This is a genomic window from Rhizorhabdus sp. GW822-FHT03C02 (assembly GCF_058801765.1).
In genome coordinates this window covers 51,297-68,957 of the sequence record NZ_JBXANN010000009.1, presented here as the reverse complement: position 1 = coordinate 68,957, position 17,661 = coordinate 51,297, and the positions used below count along the sequence as shown (strand labels likewise).

Here is a 17,661-nt window from a genome sequence, read left to right as displayed (position 1 = left end):
CAACTGCCGCGCCTCCGGCGCCCGCTTTAATTCGGCCGCTAAAAGTGCACTGTCACCGAATTAGCGGCGCAATTCGGTGACAGTGCACTTTTAGCGGCCCTTCAATAGCCGATGCTGAACTCCGCGCGGACATAGCGGCGGCTGTCGCGGGCCGGGGTCCATTTGATCGCGTCGCTGATCGGCCCGGGAAGCGCGCCATAGGGGTTGATGTTCCAGTTGCCGTCGCGCCCGCGGTTGAGCGCGAAGCTCTTGTCGAGCAGATTGGCGCAGCTGAGCCGGAAGCGCGTGGCCCCCCGCTTGAGCTCGACCCCCAGGTTGAGGATGCCGTAGGCGCCCTGGACCGAGTCCGGATCCTGCAGCAGATTTTCGACGATCCGCGACTGCCACGACCAGTTCAGGGTGAAGACGAGGTCGAGATCGCGCCCGATCGGCTCGTCATGCTGGCCGCTGACGCTCGCCTTCCATCGCGGCGCGTTGGGAAGCCGCTTGCCCGACAAATCCTGCTGCCCGCCGATGCAGCCCAGCGCGACCGTCTGGTTCGAATAGCAGGTCGCATTGGGGAAGGTCCGGATGCGCGCGTCGTTGTAGCTGCCATAGGCGCTCAGCGACAGACGCGGCGCCATCTCGGCGGCGAGCTCCAGCTCGACGCCCCGCGACGTCACCCGGCGGATGCTGTTGAGGATATTCTGCCGGGTGAGCTCGTCGCGGCTCTGCGCCTGGAAATCGTGGAACACCTCCTGGTAGACGGTGAGGTTCCAGGTCAGCCACGCGAACGGCCGCGTCTTCACCCCGATCTGAAAGGCATCGACCGTCTCCGGACGGATCGGCTGGCGGGCCGCCACCGCATCGGCGACGGGCAGCCCCTGATAGGGCCCGGGCTGCGCCACCGGGGTGCGGGTGGTGTAGGTGCTGGTCAGGTCATAGGCGGCGCCCTTGTAGCCGCGATCATAGCTGGCGAAGACCATCACCCGCGGATCGGGGCGATATTGCAGCGCCGCGCGGCCCGACAGCGCATCGAGCGTGTCGCAGGTCGACACCGTCAGCCCGCTCGGGGTCGCGGTCGAACAGCGCGGCATGCCGTAACGCACCCCGCTCGACCGGTCGACCAGGCCATAGCCGATCGCGTCGCGATTGAGCCGCAACCCGGTCGACAGGCTGAACCGCGGGGCGACCTCCCAGCTCGACTGGCCATAGACCGCATAGTTGGTGTCGCGGGCCTCGGCGAAATAGTTCGAAAAGGCCGAGGTCGTCGGCGGCACGATCGCCGATGCCCCGAACGGGCCCAACAGGTTCGATCCGCGCACGAACGACCGCCGCGCGCGGACATGGGTGTAGAACAGCCCCGCGACATAGTGGAAGCGGCCGCTGTCGGGCGATGTCAGCCGCAGCTCCTGGCTGGTCGAGCGGATCCCGAACCATCCGCCATTGGCCGATCCGCCGCGCGGCGCGCCGGGGACGGCCGCGCTCCAGTCGAACGCGGTGCCGTCGGTGTCCTGCAGGTCGCGCAGCCGGTAGCGGCCATGAAAGCCGATCGCGGTCAGCCTGTGGTCGCCGATCCGCCACTCGGCGCGCAGGCTGGCGCCGCCCTCGGTCGCATCGCCCTTCGGGTCGACATCCGCCGAGATCCGCCGGTTGTCGCGGCCGGGCACGATCCCGTCGAGGATCGCGCCCTGCGGTGCGCGGATGCCGCCGAAGCTGCCGAAGCTCACCCCCGGGCTCACCGCATAATAGGCCGTGGCGCAGCAGGTCGACCGCGCCTTGTCGAAATAGGGCGCGGCGGTGATCGTCAGATCGTCGGTCGCGTTCCACAGCAGCTTGGCGCGCAGGTCGACCCCCGACTGCCCGTTCACCCAGCGCCCATCATGGACATTATAGAGCCCGCCGCGATAGCGGTTGGCGCTCGCCGCCAGCCGCACCAGCAGACCGGGCGCCAGCGGCCCCGACACGAAGCCGCTGGCGCGCCGTTCGCCGTCGCTGGTCAGGCCGACCCGCCCGCCCGCGGTCGGCGTCGCGGTCGGCGGCGCGGTCCTGATGCTGACGACGCCCGCGGTCGCCGATGTCCCGAACAAGGTGCTCTGCGGCCCGCGATAGATTTCGATCGAGGCGACATCGGCGAGTTCCCTGAACGCCTGCGCCTGGAACGCCTGCGGCACGTCGTCGACCACCACCGACACGCTCGGCCGGGTGGCGATCGAAAAGGCATAGGTGCCGATCCCGCGAATATTGATGCTGTTGTTGCCGGGCTGGGTGGTCTTGGTGATCGTCAGCGCGGGATCGACCCGCGCGAGATCGTCGAAATCGCGGATCTGCGCCCGGTCGATCTGCCGCGCGGTCGCCACCCACAAGGATGACGGCACGTCCTGCGCGCGCTCGACGCGCTTGTTGGCGGTGACCAATATCTCGCCGGAACCGGTCTCGTCATCGGCGGCGGATCCGGCGGGCGCGGCGACCGCCTGACACAGCCCGGGATGCGCCAGCAGCGACGCCGCGACCGCGCCGGCCCGGGCGATCCGGCCGATCGCGCACGCCCCGTCCGCACGCCCCCCGCGCTTCAAAGCCGACCTGCCCGCCACCCCGTCTCGAACCCTGTCCTGTGCCCCGCCGACAAGCTCTACATCAAAGCGGGCGCTTGGCCAGCTTCCCCTTGCAGGGTTCGCGGCCTATGCTGCGCCGCGGTGGAAGGAGGGGGTTGTTGCTGGGCAGAAACGGTTCCCTCATCGGGCCGCGCCATATGCGGCAGGACAGGCCTTTGCGCGGAATCGTCGCGCGCCTCGCGCATATATTGCTGGCGATCGCCTGCCTGGCGGGGCTGCTGCTGCCCGCCCCCGGCCGCGCGCTCGATCCGACCCGCAGCATCGCTCAGTTCCATCACACGTCGTGGACGATCGCCGACGAGATGCCCGCCAATATCTGGGCGATCGCCCAGACCCCCGACGGCTATCTGTGGCTCGGCTCGGTCAACGGCCTCTACCGGTTCGACGGGGTGCGGGTGCAGCGGATCGCCGCCGATCGCCTGCCGAGCACCAGCATCCACGCGCTCGCCGCCACCGCATCGGGCGGGCTGTGGATCGGTTATGAACGCCCGGTCGGGGTGATCTCCTATCTGCGCGGCGGGGTGGTGACCAACTACCGGATCGCTTCGCGCAACTCGACCAGCGTCCACGCCTTCGCGATCGGGCCCGACGGGACGGTCTGGGCATCGACCCCGGATTCGATCCTGCGCTTCGACGGCAAGAGTTGGCGGGCGCTCAAGGGCGATTTCGGCTTCTCGTTCAGCGAAGGCAATGGCGGGGTCTGGTCGTTCGGGGTCGCCCGCGACGGGGTGGTCTGGTCGAAGAACCCGACCGGCCTCTTCTATCTCAGGCCCGGCGCATCGGCCTTCGCGCGCGCGCCCGACTATGCCGGCGGCCCCGAGGGGTTCACCACCACCCCCGACGGGCGGCTCTGGACCGCCGACGCGCGTAGCGACCATCTCTATCCGATGCCCGACCTGTCGGCGATCGGACGGCCCCGCCCTCCTGCCGGACCGGCCGGCCCGACCGGACCTGCCGGCCTGACCGTCCCGAAGGCGATCGAAGGGCCGATCCTGCTCGACCGCAACGGCACCTTGTGGTGCACCAGCGTCGGCGGCGGCGGCCTCCAGCGGGTGCGCACCGTCGCCGGCACCACCATCGCGGACAGGGGCGCCGACAGCCACGGCCCCTCGATCGCAACCAACGGCCTGTCCTCGGACCTCGTCCACACGCTGTTCGAGGACCGCGAGGGCAATATCTGGATCGGCACCAGCCTCGGCCTCGATCGCTTCCGGCCCGCCAACATCGTCACCGAGACCGGCGTCCCCGCGGGGTTCCGGGCGCGCTTCGTCAATGCCGCCGCGAACGCGCTCTACGCCTATACCGGCTGGTCGGGCACCGCGAGCCGCGCCAATGACGGCACCCAGACGCTCTATCGCATCCTGCCGGGGCAGGCCCCCGAAACCTATGTCGCCAATGTCGGCCGGCTGCGCGGCATGTTCACCGGCGACCGCGGCCGCACGACCTGGCTGATCACCCCGCAAGGCGTCCAGCCGCTGCAGGGCCGCACGCTCGGCGCGCCGGTGGCATTGCCGCCGGGGGTGGCGGGCCCGGCGGTCTATTCGGCCGCCTATGACGATGGCGGGACGCTGTGGATATCGACCTTCGTCCATGGCGTGTTCCGCAGGGTCGACGGCGTCTGGCACGGCGTCGCCATCCGCTCGCCGGCCGGGGCCACCGCGGTGCTGATCCCCGATGCCGACGGCAGCATGTGGCTGCGCTATTCGGGCGGCGGCCTGTTCCGCGTCGCCGGCGGCCGCACCCGCGATTTCTCGCGCAACGGCCTCGACATCGGCGACGTCACCTTCATCAAGCCGCAAGGGCGCGGCCTGATCATCGGCGGCGAAAACGGCATCGGCATGCTCGACGGCGACCGCTTCCACGCGCTGCGCGCCTCGACCATCCCGGCGCTGTCGGGGGTGACCGGCATCGCCAACACCGCCGACGGCAGCAGCTGGATCTTCACCCAGGCCGGGATCCTGCGCGCGAACACCCGCTCGCTCGAAACCGCGCTGCTGACGTCGAACCCCTCCGCGCTGCGCTACGAACTGCTCGACTCGCGCGATGGCCTGCCGGGCGCGCCTTATGGCGCGGTCTATGGCAGCAGCACCGCCGCCGACGCCAATGGCCGGGTCTGGTTCACGACCGGCAACGGCCTGGTGTGGATCGATCCGAACAATCTCCACCATAATCCGCTCGCCCCCAATGTCGTGATCGACACGCTGACCGCCGACGAGCGGCGCTTCGCGTCGCGGCCCGATCTCCGGCTCGCCGCCGGCACCTCCAATGTCGAAATCGACTATACCGCGCTCAGCCTGTCGATCCCCGAACGGGTGCGCTTCCGCTACCGGCTCGACGGCATCGATGCCGACTGGGTCGATGCCGGCAATCGCCGGCAGGCCTTCTACACCCGGCTCGGCCCCAGCCATTATGTCTTCCGGGTGATCGCCGCGAACAGCGACGGCGTCTGGAACACAAGGGGCGCGGCGCTGGCGTTCGACATCGCCCCGACCTTCGTCCAGTCGAGCCTGTTCAAGCTGCTGTGCGTGCTGGCCGCCGCCTTCCTGCTGTGGCTGGCCTATTCGGTGCGGCTGGCGCAGATCTCGATGCGGCTGCGGTCGCGGATCGAGGCGCGGCTGGCCGAACGCGAACGGATCGCCCGCGAACTCCACGACACGCTGCTCCAGGGGTTCCAGGGGCTGATGCTGCGGTTCCAGGCGGTCGCCGACACCATCCCCGCCGACCAGCCGGCGCGCGCCCTGCTCGAAAGGGCGATGGACCGCGGCGACGCGGTGCTGATCGAAGGCCGCAACCGGGTCCGCGACCTGCGGACCTTCGAATCCGCGGTCGATCTCGCCCAGACCCTGCGCGACCTGCCGGCAACGATCGCGCCCGCCGGCCAGGTCGATTTCCGCGTGACCGAAAAGGGCACGCCGGTCGCGCTCGATCCGGTCACCACCGACGAAATCGTCCGGATCGCCAACGAGGCGGTGCTCAACGCCTTCCGCCACGCCCGCGCCACCTATGTCGAGATCGTCATCCTCTTCGCCCGCAAGACGCTGCGCATCCTCATCCACGACGACGGCATCGGCATCGACCCCGACATCCTCGCGGCGGGCCGCCGCGAGGGCCATTTCGGCCTGGTCGGCATGCGCGAGCGCGCCCGCCGGATCGACGCGCGGATCAGCTTCTCCCGCCGATCCCCCCAGGGCACCGCGATCGAACTCGCCATCCCCGCCGCCACCGCCTACACCCGCCGCCGGCCGCGCAAGCCCCGCCTTCGCCTGTTCCGCCCCACCGCCCCCCACGACGCCTGACCACGTCCTAATTCGGTGACAGCCCTAATTCGGTGACAGTGCACTTTTAGCGAGCCGCGCGCGGAACGCTCGATCAACCGTGCACGCCGTTTCGGCGCGCGGCTGCTAAAAGTGCACTGTCACCGAATTAAGTCACCCTGTCGGCATGACGGCCATATCATGGCGTCCCGGTCCGGCGATGGCGGCGTCGCGCAGTCGGCAAGGCGCCGGCCATCGCCGCTCCATATGCCTATAAATAACGTTCATCGCATCATGATCGCACGAATCCGCGCTTGATCTCCGATTTAGACGCATATATTTGTCCGGTGCCATTTGATAAGACCGTTCGCGATTCCCGATGGACGGTGGGAGAGAGAGCGCATGAGCTTCACACATCCGGACATCGCCATTCTGCCGCGCCACAGCCTGATCATCGGCGACCGCAAGGCCGAACAGGGCAGCGGCGCCGCCCATGCGCATATCTATCCCGGCACCGGCCGCGTCACCCGCGAGATCGTGCTCGGCAACGCCGCCGACGTCGACGAGGCGGTCCAGGCCGCCCGCGCCGCCTTTCCGGCGTGGCGGGCGCTGCCCGGCGACAAGCGCCGCGACCTGATGTTCAAGCTCGCGGCGCTGTGCGAACAGCATATGGGCGAGCTGGCGCAGCTTTCGACCATCGAGAATGGCTCGATCGCGATGGTCGCCCCCTATGTGGCGCTCGATGCCGCGCAGAAATTCCGCTATTGCGGCGGCTGGGCCGACAAGCTGCACGGGCTGGTGGTGCCGACCTGGAGCGGCCCCGCCCATGACTATGTCACCTACGAACCCTATGGCGTGGTCGGCGCGATCATCCCGTGGAACGGGCCGCTGTTCGCCACGACGATGGTGATCGCCCCCGCACTGGCGGCCGGCAACTGCGTCGTCGTCAAGGCCCCCGAGCTGGCGCCCTGGTCGGTGATGAAGCTGGGCGAGATCATCCTCGAGGCGGGCTTCCCGGCGGGTGTGGTCAACATCGTCGCCGGCGGCGCCGATGTCGGCGAGGCGATGGTGGCGCATCCCGGCATCGACAAGATCCAGTTCGTCGGCAGCGGCGCCACCGCCAAGCGGGTGCTGCGCACCGCCGCGGAGACGCTCAAGCCCTGCGGGCTCGAACTCGGCGGCAAGTCGGCGGTGATCGTGTTCGACGATGCCGACCTGATGGACGCCGCCAAGCGCGGCATGTCGGGCGGGATCAGCGCCAACGGCCAGGGCTGCGTCAACGGCACCCGGCTGCTCGTCCAGCGCGGCATCTACGACCGCTATCTCGCGACGCTCAAGGCGATGGCCGCCGCGGTGAAGAGCGGTGACCCGTTCGACAAGGCGACCGTGCTCGGCCCGGTCATCTCGCAGGGCGCGCTCGACCGGATCCTCGGCATGGTCGACACCGCCCGGGCCCAGGGCGGCAACATCGTCGCCGGCGGCGAGCGGATGGGCGGCGATTTCGCGGGCGGCTATTATCTGCCGCTGACCATCGTCTCCGACGTCCCCAACGACAGCGAGATCGCCCAGCACGAGGTGTTCGGCCCGGTGCTGGCGGTCACCCCGTTCGACAGCGAGGAAGAGGCGATCGCGCTGGCCAACGGCACCGAATACGGCCTCGGCTGCTATATCCACACCCAGAATCTCGCCCGCGCGCACAGCGTGGCGGCACAGGTCGATGCCGGCCAGGTCCAGGTCAACGCCTCGGGCGAGGCGATGACCGCCTGCGTGCCGTTCGGCGGGGTCAAGCAGAGCGGCTATGGGCGGCTCGGCGGCGAGGCCGGGATCAAGGAATTCCTGCGCATCAAGAATGTGCTGATCAACCTCAACCGGTTCCAGCCTGCTGCAACGGGGGCCTGAGCGATGGCCCTGCTCGATCCCGCCGAACGCACCGCCCGCGGCGTCGCCGCCCAATCCGAACGGCTGGCCGCCCCCGCGGCCGATCCCGCCACCCCGTTCGAGGCGAGCTACCGCGATTTCGTGTTCGCCGAAGTGTGGACCCGGCCGGCGCTCGACCTGCGGTCGCGCTACCTGATCGCGATGGCGAGCGCGTGCAACACCGGCGACCTGGCGATGGCGCCCCGCTATGCGCGCGGCGCGCTCGCGGGCGGCCATCTGACGCTCGCCGAACTGCGCGAGGGCGCGCTGCACGCCGCGGTCTATTGCGGCTGGAGCACCGGCGGCCGGTGGGATGCGGCGGTCACCGCGGCCGCCGGCGAACTCGGGCTCGCCCCCGCCGATTTCCCGCCGATCCGCGCCGAACCATGGGAGCATGACCAGCGTATGGCCGACGGCATCCGCAATTTCCGCGACGTCATGACCTTCGGCGGTCCCTCCGCCCAGACCGCCTATTTCGAGGCCGGCATCAACGGCTTCGTGTTCGGCGAGATGTGGCGGCGGCCCGGTCTCGACGAACGCGCGCGGCGCTTCATCACCGTGGTCGGGGTCTGCGACAGCGCCGCCTATACCCCGATCCACAGCCATGTCTACGCGGCGATGAAGAGCGGCAACGCCACCCAGGCCGAGATGTTCGAATTCGTGCTGCAATATGCGATCCACGCCGGCTGGCCGAAGGCCTCGGTCGCGCAGGGCGCGGTCATCGAACAGGGCAGGAACGTCGCCGAAGGGCGCGAATTCGGCGTGAAAGGGGACAAATGATGCGCGCTTCGGATATGAGCGGCAAAGTGGCGCTGGTGACCGGCGCGGCATCGGGCCTCGGCCGCGCCACCGCGATCGCGCTCGCGCAGGCCGGCGCCGATGTCGCGATCGTCGACGTCAACGCGGGCGGACTCGACGAGACCGCGCAGAGCATCCGCGATCTCGGGCGGACGGCGCACATCCACGCGGCCGACCTGTCGCAACAGGCGAATTGCGCCCCGGCGGTGCAGGCGGCGGTGGCGCGTTTCGGACGGCTCGACGCCCTGTGCAACGTCGCGGGGGTCATCAAGTTCAGCCACACCCCCGACATGTCGGTCGCCGACTATATGCTGACGATCGCGGTCAACCTCAACGCGCCCTTCTTCCTGTCGCAGGCGGCGATCCCGCATCTGCTCGAGGCCGATGGCGCGATCGTCAACGTCACCTCGTCGGCCGCCTTCGTCGGCGAGGCCTATGTCGCGGCCTATTGCGCGAGCAAGGCCGGGCTGACCCAGATGACCAAGGCGCTGGCGATGGAATATTCGCACAAGCCGATCCGCATCAACGCGGTGGCGCCGGGCGGGATGATGACCAACATCGCCTCGGGGATCAGCTTCCCGCCCGATCTCGACCGGTCGCTGATCGCGCGCTTCTCCGGCTTGCGCGGCCTGGTCGAGGTGACGGAGGTGGCCGATGTCATCGCCTTCCTCGCCTCGCCGGCCGCCCAGGGCTTCCACGGCGCGTGCATCAACATCGATCGCGGCATCACCGCCGGCTGACGAAGGGGTTTGTCATGAAGATCGGTTTTATCGGCCTCGGCAGCCAGGGCGGCCCGATGGCCGAACGGCTCATCGCCGCGGGGCATGACGTGGTGCTGTGGGCGCGCCGCCCCGAAAGCCTCGATCCCTATCGGCACACCGCGGCGACCTATGCCGACAGTGTCGCCGAACTCGGCGCGCAATGCGGGATCGTCGCGGTCTGCGTGGTCGACGATGCCGGGGTCGAGGCGGTGTGCGCCGATCTGTTCGCCGGCATGGCGCCCGGCGGGATCGTCGTCATCCACTCGACGATCAATCCGGCGACCTGCATCGCGCTGGCCGACCGGGCCGAAGCGACGGGGCTCCACCTCGTCGATGCGCCGGTCAGCGGCGGTGGCGGCGGCGCGGCGGCGGGCACGCTGACGGTCATGCTCGGCGGCGATGCCGACAGCGTCGCGGCGGTGAAGCCGTTTCTCGCGGCCTTTGCCGGGCTGGTCGTCCATCTCGGCCCGGTCGGCGCGGGGCAGAATGCCAAGCTGATCAACAACACGCTGATGGCGGCGAACATGGCGCTGGCGCACAATGCGCTGCTCGCGGCCGACGCCATCGGCATGAGCCGGGCGGCGCTCGCCGAACTGGTCAAGGCGAGCAGCGGGCGCAGCTTCGGTTTCGAGATCGCCGCGCGGCTGCCGTCCCCCGGGGTCTTCGCCCATGGCGGCGCGCTGCTGACCAAGGATGTGCGGCTGCTCGGCGCGGTGATGGGCGACGATCCGGCCTATGCCGTGCTGCGCGACACCGCCGCCCCGTTCCTCGCGCTCGTCGCCGCCGGCGCCACGCCCTCGGCCTGATTTCCCCTCTTCCAGGAGCAGCATGATGACATTTTCGACGGACCAGTTTCGCGTGGACGGCAAGGTGGCGATCGTCACCGGCGCGGGCGGACGCGGCAACAGCATCGGCGCCGCTTATGCCAAGGGCCTCGCCGCGGCGGGCGCCGCGGTGGTGGTCGCCGATCTCAATGCCGACGGCGCGCAAGCGGTGGCGGACGAGATCGTCGCGGCGGGCGGCAAGGCGATCGCGGTCGGCGTCGACATCACGAATGTCGAACAGGTCGCGGCGATGGCCAAGGCCGCCGAGGACGCGTTCGGCGGGATCGACATCCTCGTGAACAATGCCGCGCTTATGCTCGAACTGGGGTCGCTGCAGGTCGCCGACGTCGCGATCGACACCTGGAACAAGCTGCTCGCGGTCAACCTCACCGGCGCGCTCAACTGCACCCAGGCGGTGCTGCCGTCGATGCGGTCGCGCGGCGGCGGCCGAATCGTCAACCAGGTGTCGGGCGGCGCCTTTCCGGCGGTGTCGCTCTACGGCGTGAGCAAGCTCGCGCTGACCGGCCTGACCACCACCATGGCCAAGCAGCTCGGCAAGGAGAACATCACCGCCAACGCGATCGCGCCGGGCAATGTCCGCAGCGAAGCCGGCGCCGCGCTCGCCCCCGAAGGATCGCCGTTCGCGCAGTTCCTCGCGATGAGCGTCTGCACCCGCGCCGGCGGCCAGCCCGACGAACTCGTCGGCACGCTGCTGCTGCTCTGCTCCGAAGCCGGCGCCTGGATCACCGGCCAGACGATCAACGTCGACGGCGGCTGGGTGCTGCGCCCCTGATCCGATCGGCGCGGCGGAACATGGCGCGAAAATGCGCCGTGACCAGCCGCGCATCGATATCGCTGTAGACCCGGATCGACCGGCCGCCGATCTCGGCGCCATAGCGGGCGTCGGACAATATTCGGCGGGCGGGCCGGTTCTGGTGAAGGCCGCAATCTTCGGAGATCGCCGTCAGGCCGACCATCGGGCTGTCTCCGAACGTCCACATCCCGCTCGGCCTGACGAAGGGCGGGATATCGACCAGCCTGCGCAACAGCCAGTCGGCCAGCGGCGACGCGCCCGCGATGTCGGCGAACTCGGCTCGCGCAATGCGCATGCGCGCATAGGCTTCGCGGGGAACCTGCCAGATCGGCAGTCGGCTTTCCTCGATCACATGACCCGCCGCGGCGAGATCGGTGGACAGATTATATTCCTGTCCGCCATCGGGATAAGCGGTGCCGCCGATCCAGACGAGGGTCATCCTGCCGGCGATCGATGGATCGAGCCGCAGCGCCGCGGCAATATTCGTCAGCGGCCCCCCGCAGGTCACGAACAGCGGCAACGGGTCGGCGCGACGGGCCTCGGCGACGATCGCCCGGGCCGCGGCGGACGCGGACACGGCATCGAAATCCTCGGCGCCGGCGACGATGACCGGAGCCTGAGATGGCGCCGTGACATGCCCTGCCATCGCCACGAGCTCGCGGGCAAGATCGGCCCCCGCCGCCGCGGTCCGCCCCGGCGCGATCTTCCCGACCATCTTCGCGAGCCCGGCATCGAGCGCCGATGCGGTCACCAGCACCGTCCGCGTCGTCGGCGACAGCAATTGGTGGGCCAGCGCCACCAGCCCGTCGGGATCGCCGGCGAAATCATTGTCGACGATCACCCGGGCGAACGGCGCCTGCGCGACGGGATCGGCCGCGGCCGCGAGGCCGGGCCGGGTCAGCGCATAGGCCGCCGCCATCCCCAGTCGGGCGCAAAAGCCTCGCCGCGAAACCTTGTCCATCATCCGCTCCCTCGTCCCGGCCGACCTTGTCGGCGGTCCGGCCGGGCCTGTCGAATAATGAATAGGAGGAACGCCATAGCCTCTTGCTATGGCCCAACCTCACCGATGCGCCAGCGCATGGTCCAGCGCTGCGCAGACCGCCATCACCTGGGCCCGGATACAGTCTTCGGGGGTGGTGCGTGCGCTGTCGGGATAGACCTCGGTCGTCGTCGTGTAGCGCGCGCCGGTGATCGAGGCGGCGAGCCCCAGGCGCGCCAGCGGATAGGCGATCACGCCATGAGCGATGACCGGCGATCCGATGATCTCGCCATGGCTGTCCGGCGGCGCGATGTGGGTGACCCGCTCGACCGCGGCGATGATCGCCTGCTGGAAGGCCGGCTGCGGGTTCGCGCGGTCGTCGACCAGATAGAAGCCGTCGGGAATGTCGCCGGGTTCATGGGTCTTGCCGTCGCGGGCCGCCAAGGCGGGGCCGAACTCCTGCTCGTCGCTGTCGGTGGTCTCGTGCAGATCGATGTGCAGCAGGAAATCCTCCTGCACCCCGGCGACGAGTTCGATCAGCGCGACCGCTTCGCGCGCCGGACCATCGGCGCGGAAATTGCGGTTGGGGTCGATCGCGTCATGGTTCCAGCGATTAACCCGCTCATAGGCCCATGGGCTCACACAGGGCGCCACCAGCAGGTTGACCCTGCCCGCATAGGCCGCCGCCCGCGTTTCGAGGAAGCCCAGCGCCCCCAGCACCCCGCTGGTCTCGTAGCCGTGCACCCCGCCGGTCACCAAAGCGGTCGGCAGCGCCGGGTCGAAGACCGGGTCGCGCAAGGCCAGCAGCGTGTAGCTTTCGCCGGCATAGTCGATCCGGCCATAGGCGACCTGCTCGTAGCGATCGGCCAGCGCCGCGATCCGCGGCACCACATCCTCGTCATAGCGGCGGTGTCGGATCTGCCGCGCCCGCCACAGCGCGCGCTCCTCCTCGCCCCAGGCCTTGCCGGGCTTGCCGACGGGATAGCTGCTGGTCTGTGTCATGTTCGACGATCTCGCACCCGACCGCCGCCCAGGCAATAGCCGAACCTCGGCTGTCGCTCCAATTCGGTGACAGTGCACTTTATTGACATGCCGCCGCCGCGCGGCGATGCAGGGGCCATGGCACGGCTCGCACGCATCGTCATTCCCGGGGTTCCGCACCACGTCACCCAGCGCGGCAACGGCCGCCAGCGGACCTTCTTCTCCGACGGCGATTACCGCCTTTATCTCGACCTGCTCGCCCGCCACTGCGCCGATCACCGGGTGTCGATCGACGGCTGGGTGCTGATGCCCAACCATGTCCATCTGATCCTGACGCCCGCGCATGAAGACGGCATCCGCGCGGCGATGTCGAAGGTCCATCGCAGCTATGCGGGCCATATCCACCTCCGCGAAGGCCGCACCGGCCATTTCTGGCAGGGCCGCTTCGGCTGCGTCGCGATGGACGAGGCCCATCTCGCCGCCGCGATCCGCTACATCGTCCTCAATCCGGTGCGCGCGCGGCTGGTCGCGCATGCCGTGGATTGGCGCTGGTCGAGCCTCCACGCCCATCTCGATCCGGCGCGCAGCGACGGCGTCACCGACATCGCGCTGATCGCCCAGACCGTGCCCGACGTCGCCGCGCTGGTCGCCGCCGGCGAGGACGAGGCGCTCTCGCTCGCGCTGCGCCGATCGGAGACGATCGGCCGCCCGCTCGGCGACGACGCGTTCCTCGATCGCATCGCGGCGCAGACCGGCCGCACGGTGAAGCCGGCGAGGCGCGGACGCAAGGCGGGCGCTAAAAGTGCACTGTCACCGAATTGATGGCCGAGGTCACGCCGAGTCCAAAACTAAGTGCAACAGGATCACATTGTCCTGAACCGCGATCCCGGGCTAAGGCACAGAGCCGGCCTTAGAAAGTGCTCCTACAAGACGGGAGCGGTTCGCATTTTCCTTTACATCGAGCGCAGCCCTCAAGAAATAGGGTTAACTTGCCGGGGGGCCATATGCGATTCTTTCCGATGTTTTTGGCTGCGATAACGGCGGCGATGCCGGCGCATGCAGCGTCGGTTCTCGTTCAGGCGAGGGCGCTACTGACCGACCCGGGCTATTTCATCTCGCACGACTGTTCCGGTGCAAGCTGTTCAGTCACAACCCAGGATCAGACCGAGTTTGCGACAGCGGCCGTCACTGGTTATGCGAGCGACCGGCGCCTGGAATTCTACTCTTCACATAGCGCGATCGGCGACAATCCCGGCACCGGTGGCATCGACACCGACACCATGGCGTATTTGTCCGTTGGAGACGGGCCGCTCATCTTCAGCGATCCGACGTGGGACGCGTCGAGTCCGACCCAATTCGATGTCTATTTCACCATCAAACGGGTGATTCCGGACATCGGATCGGGCTATGGTGGAGGCGCAGCGAAGTTCGGAGATTTCCTGGCGTCGGTCGCGTTCTCGAATAGCGGAGCTGTCCAGTACAGCGTGACGCAGGGAACTGTCGATGTCGCCTCGATTACCGAATTTGTTGCCCACGCCGTCTACACGATGCAAAGCGCGACCGACACGATCCCCTATTACATGACGGCGTCGGTGAGGGATGCCGTGGGCGTACACAGTTTCGGAGGCAGCTTGCGCTTTGATTTGCCGACGGGCGTCACGTTCACATCGGCGAATGGGTTTACGACCTCGAACAGCGTACCCGCCTATGGCGCCGCGCTGCCCGAGCCCAGTTCCTGGCTATTGCTTATAGTCGGGTTCGGCTTGGTCGGCGCCGCGCTGCGCTCGGGCGGCTGTCGCCCAGGCTTCAGAAGTGTCCGGCTCGGGCATTGACCCGCGGTAATCGCGCCGCTGTCGATCCTGACGGTCACACTGCGGCCCACTTCCTCGATGCGGATCCAGGAAATTCCTTACCTGATTCGGTAACAGTGCACTTTTAAGCCTGAGTCCGACGGCAACCGACACCGGCCCTGCGGCCAGGTGTCGATCGCCATAGGCCTGTCGCCCTGCGGCGCGGAACAGATCGTGCCCCGCCCGATCGGGGTGCCGCCTGCATCGACCATGGAATTACCCCAACCCGCTCTGCGCGGATCGGTCGCGGCATGTTTTGCGTTATCGCTTCACCGACGACGGGAAGAGGATCGAGGTTCATGCCGCTACGCCGGACCTGGCTTGCACTTGCGGTGGGCCTTGTCGCCCTTTCGGCATGTGGACGGGACGACAGCGAAGCTGGTCGGGCAAAGGCCGTCACTCCGGATCAGGCGCCGGGCAGCGCAGCCGCGACGTCCGCAGCGCGCGACTATGCCGCCCGGTTCATCACGGACGATCCAGACGCCTGTTTCCGGGAGGTCGGCCTGGAGCAGCCGAGGCCCGAATCGCAACCCGGAGGACCGGTGCGTTCCGGCGCTCCCGAGCGCGTCGTCATACTGATCGACGGATCGGGGTCGATGGCCGCCAGGATCGGTGGGCGCACCAAGCTCGCTTTGGCCCGCGAGGCGGCGCTGGCCTTCGTCGACGGGCTGCCGCCCAGCGTCGAAGCATCGCTGCTGGCCTTCGGGCAGCAGGGTGACAATAGCGAGGCCGGCAAGGCGCGCTCGTGCACCGGCGTCGATACGCTCGTTCCGATCACGCGCGATCGCGCGGCTCTGCGATCGGCGGTCGGCCGGCTCCGCGCGGTTGGCTGGACGCCGCTCGCTGCCGCCTTGTCGCGCGGACAGGAGGTGCTGAAGCCATCCGATGTCCGGGGCGAACAGCTCATCTACGTCGTGTCGGACGGCGAGGAGACCTGCGGCGGCGATCCGGTCGGCGTCGCAAGGCATATCAATGGCGGAACGACCCGGGCCATCGTCAACATCATCGGCTTCGGTCTGCCATCCCGCGACGCCGCGGCGTTGCAGGCGGTCGCCTCGGCCGGCGGCGGGACCTTCGTCAATCTGCAGACCGAACAGGCATTCGATCGGACACTGGCCGCGGTGCGCGAATCCAACCGCCGGGCAGCCGATATGGTTCGGGCGAGCGATGCGGCGAGCGGCAATGCGGTGCGCACGTCGGACGCCGCCAGCGACGCCGCCCTGTGCATCAGCAATATCGTGTCCAAGGAAGCGTTGCGACTGAGCGCCGATCTTTCGGCCCGTGCCAGACAGGGACGATATCCCCCATTCGCCGCGGATGCGCTGGCGCTGATGAAGCAGCGCCACGCCGATCTCACGCAACGCGAAGCCGCTTTCCGCAAGCGGCTGATGAGCGGCGAGCACAAGACGCGTGCCGAGATCGATCGCGCCAGCACGGCCGTGCGCTGACCATCCGTTCGCGTCGAAATGGGCAATAATTCGGTGACAGTGCACTTTTAGCGCGCCGCCGCGAACCGCCCCGCCCCCCAGTCTCCCCGCGCGGCGTCAGGACCGCGCGGGAAGGTTCCTACTGGACGATCCCCAGCGCTTCGCGCAGGCGGATCGCCATATCCTCGAGCGTGACCTCGTTGACCCGTTCCGCGATCGGCGCGGTCGAGCGCAGCATGTCGGCGACCGCGAGCTGGGTCTGGGTGATCCGGTCGACCGCCTGCAGGCTGCTCATATGCCGCCGCAGCGTGTCGGGGTCGCTGCCCAGCTCATAAGCGAGCTCGGACAGCGCCACGGTGAGCCCGACCAGCTCGTCGGCGAGCACATGCTCGAACGACAGCGGCTCCGCACCCTGCTCCTCGCCCAGGGCGGCCCCCACCGGCCCCATCGCGCTCATTTGCTTGCCAGCTTCAGCATGGCCGCGACGATCTTGTCGCCCGGCAGGCGCTGCTGATTGTCGCCGCGGGTCAGGGTGAAGCCGCCTTCGACCTGGGTCACGCCGATGCCGCCGGCGGCGAGCAGCGGGCGCATGCCCGGCAGGCCGTCCTCATGCTCGACCGGCAGCAGGATCGCGATCGCATCGGCCGCCGCGGTCTTCGCCAGCGACGCGTAGAGCAGCGAGATCGACGGGCGCTCGCCGCCGACCGGATCGCGCTCCATCAACCGGCACCGGCCCTGCGGCCAGGTGTCGATCACCATATGCTTGTCGCCCTGCGGCGCGAAATAGATCGTGCCCTGCTCGATCGGGGTGCCGTCGGCGGCGACCACGATCTTCGGCTGGATCTTGCCGTCCAGCCGCTCGACCAGGCTCTCGACCAGCCCCGGGCCCAGATGCTGGACGACCAGGATCGGCGGACAGTCCTTGGGCAGCGCCGCGAAGAAGTTGAACAGTTGCTGGGTGTTCGACGCCTCGGCGCCGATCGCGATCAGCCGGCCGTTCCATTCGCCGGGCATGGCGAGCGCGACCGAAGCCTGGAGCTTCTTCAGGTTGAGCCCCTTGGCCGACTTGATCCGCTTGCCCAGCCGGTCGAGCACCGCGTCGAATTCCGCCTGCGCCGCCACCTTCGGCTTCGGGAAACAGTCGATCGCACCCAGCCGCAGCGCCTCGATCGACGAGGCGGCCCCAGCCTCGGTCTTGGTCGAGAACATGATCACCGGCAACGGCGCGTTCGACATGATCTCGGCGAGATATTCGATCCCGTTGGTCACCGGCATCTCGACGTCGAGCGTCAGGACGTCGGGCTTGAGGTTGCGAACCATCTCGCGCGCCTCGGCGGCGCCGTTGGCGGCCCCGACGACATCGACATCGGGGATGCGTTCGAGAGCGCCCGAGATAAGCGCGCGCATCGTCAGAGAATCATCGACGACTAGGACCCTGGTGCTGCTCACGGGTATTTGCTCC

At 68.7% G+C, this 17,661-nt stretch carries 14 protein-coding genes; 9 read left to right on the top strand and 5 right to left on the bottom strand.

The features are described from left to right. Positions 1-101: 101 nt before the first annotated feature. Complete coding sequence (locus tag AC1RM6_RS20685) at positions 102-2,555, bottom strand: TonB-dependent receptor (RefSeq protein ID WP_493104690.1); 2,454 nt, start codon at positions 2,553-2,555, stop codon at positions 102-104. 194 nt (positions 2,556-2,749) lie between these two features. Here AC1RM6_RS20685 and AC1RM6_RS20680 point away from each other — a divergent pair, with 194 nt between their 5' ends. The 6 genes from AC1RM6_RS20680 to AC1RM6_RS20655 all read left to right on the top strand — a co-directional run bounded on the left by AC1RM6_RS20680 (position 2,750) and on the right by AC1RM6_RS20655 (position 10,941). After that, complete coding sequence (locus tag AC1RM6_RS20680; protein WP_493104688.1) at positions 2,750-5,890, top strand: sensor histidine kinase; 3,141 nt, start codon at positions 2,750-2,752, stop codon at positions 5,888-5,890. 360 nt (positions 5,891-6,250) lie between these two features. Next, a complete protein-coding gene (locus AC1RM6_RS20675; protein ID WP_493104686.1) occupies positions 6,251-7,747 on the top strand; it encodes an aldehyde dehydrogenase family protein in 1,497 nt (498 codons plus the stop codon). A gap of 3 nt (positions 7,748-7,750) precedes the next feature. Beyond that, positions 7,751-8,545, top strand: coding sequence for a carboxymuconolactone decarboxylase family protein (locus AC1RM6_RS20670; RefSeq protein ID WP_493104683.1), 795 nt, complete (start codon positions 7,751-7,753; stop codon positions 8,543-8,545). After that, positions 8,545-9,303 (top strand): SDR family NAD(P)-dependent oxidoreductase, encoded by a 759-nt coding sequence (locus tag AC1RM6_RS20665; RefSeq protein ID WP_493104681.1) that lies wholly within the window; start codon positions 8,545-8,547, stop codon positions 9,301-9,303. The genes AC1RM6_RS20670 and AC1RM6_RS20665 overlap by 1 nt, the downstream gene beginning before the upstream one ends. Before the next feature lie 14 nt (positions 9,304-9,317). Then, positions 9,318-10,130: an NAD(P)-dependent oxidoreductase gene (locus AC1RM6_RS20660; protein ID WP_493104680.1), complete on the top strand. Its 813-nt coding sequence runs from the start codon at positions 9,318-9,320 to the stop codon at positions 10,128-10,130. A 25-nt stretch (positions 10,131-10,155) separates the two neighbouring features. Next, positions 10,156-10,941: an SDR family oxidoreductase gene (locus tag AC1RM6_RS20655; RefSeq protein ID WP_493104678.1), complete on the top strand. Its 786-nt coding sequence runs from the start codon at positions 10,156-10,158 to the stop codon at positions 10,939-10,941. Here AC1RM6_RS20655 and AC1RM6_RS20650 read toward each other — a convergent pair. Together AC1RM6_RS20650 and AC1RM6_RS20645 are read right to left on the bottom strand one after the other, a co-directional pair. After that, the gene (locus AC1RM6_RS20650; protein WP_493104677.1) at positions 10,907-11,923 is read right to left on the bottom strand and encodes a nucleoside hydrolase; all 1,017 of its coding nucleotides are present in this window, start codon (positions 11,921-11,923) and stop codon (positions 10,907-10,909) included. The two genes, AC1RM6_RS20655 and AC1RM6_RS20650, sit on opposite strands and share 35 nt — an antisense overlap. Before the next feature lie 99 nt (positions 11,924-12,022). Further along, a complete protein-coding gene (locus AC1RM6_RS20645) occupies positions 12,023-12,943 on the bottom strand; it encodes a M14 family metallopeptidase (RefSeq protein ID WP_493104675.1) in 921 nt (306 codons plus the stop codon). Between the two features lie 117 nt (positions 12,944-13,060). Between AC1RM6_RS20645 and AC1RM6_RS20640 the strand changes: the two genes are divergently transcribed. From AC1RM6_RS20640 to AC1RM6_RS20630, 3 genes are all read left to right on the top strand, one after another. After that, a complete protein-coding gene (locus AC1RM6_RS20640) occupies positions 13,061-13,744 on the top strand; it encodes an REP-associated tyrosine transposase (RefSeq protein ID WP_493104673.1) in 684 nt (227 codons plus the stop codon). Positions 13,745-13,926: 182 nt separating this feature from the next. Continuing rightward, a complete protein-coding gene (locus AC1RM6_RS20635) occupies positions 13,927-14,754 on the top strand; it encodes a PEPxxWA-CTERM sorting domain-containing protein (RefSeq protein WP_493104671.1) in 828 nt (275 codons plus the stop codon). A 317-nt stretch (positions 14,755-15,071) separates the two neighbouring features. Continuing rightward, positions 15,072-16,220 carry a vWA domain-containing protein gene (locus AC1RM6_RS20630; RefSeq protein WP_493104669.1) on the top strand — a complete coding sequence of 383 codons (1,149 nt, stop codon included), beginning with the start codon at positions 15,072-15,074 and terminating at the stop codon, positions 16,218-16,220. A gap of 118 nt (positions 16,221-16,338) precedes the next feature. Here the strand turns inward: AC1RM6_RS20630 and AC1RM6_RS20625 are convergent, their stop codons facing one another. Together AC1RM6_RS20625 and AC1RM6_RS20620 are read right to left on the bottom strand one after the other, a co-directional pair. Next, complete coding sequence (locus AC1RM6_RS20625; RefSeq protein ID WP_493104667.1) at positions 16,339-16,656, bottom strand: hypothetical protein; 318 nt, start codon at positions 16,654-16,656, stop codon at positions 16,339-16,341. Further along, positions 16,653-17,648 carry a chemotaxis protein CheB gene (locus AC1RM6_RS20620; protein ID WP_493104666.1) on the bottom strand — a complete coding sequence of 332 codons (996 nt, stop codon included), beginning with the start codon at positions 17,646-17,648 and terminating at the stop codon, positions 16,653-16,655. The genes AC1RM6_RS20625 and AC1RM6_RS20620 overlap by 4 nt, the downstream gene beginning before the upstream one ends. Positions 17,649-17,661: the final 13 nt, after the last annotated feature.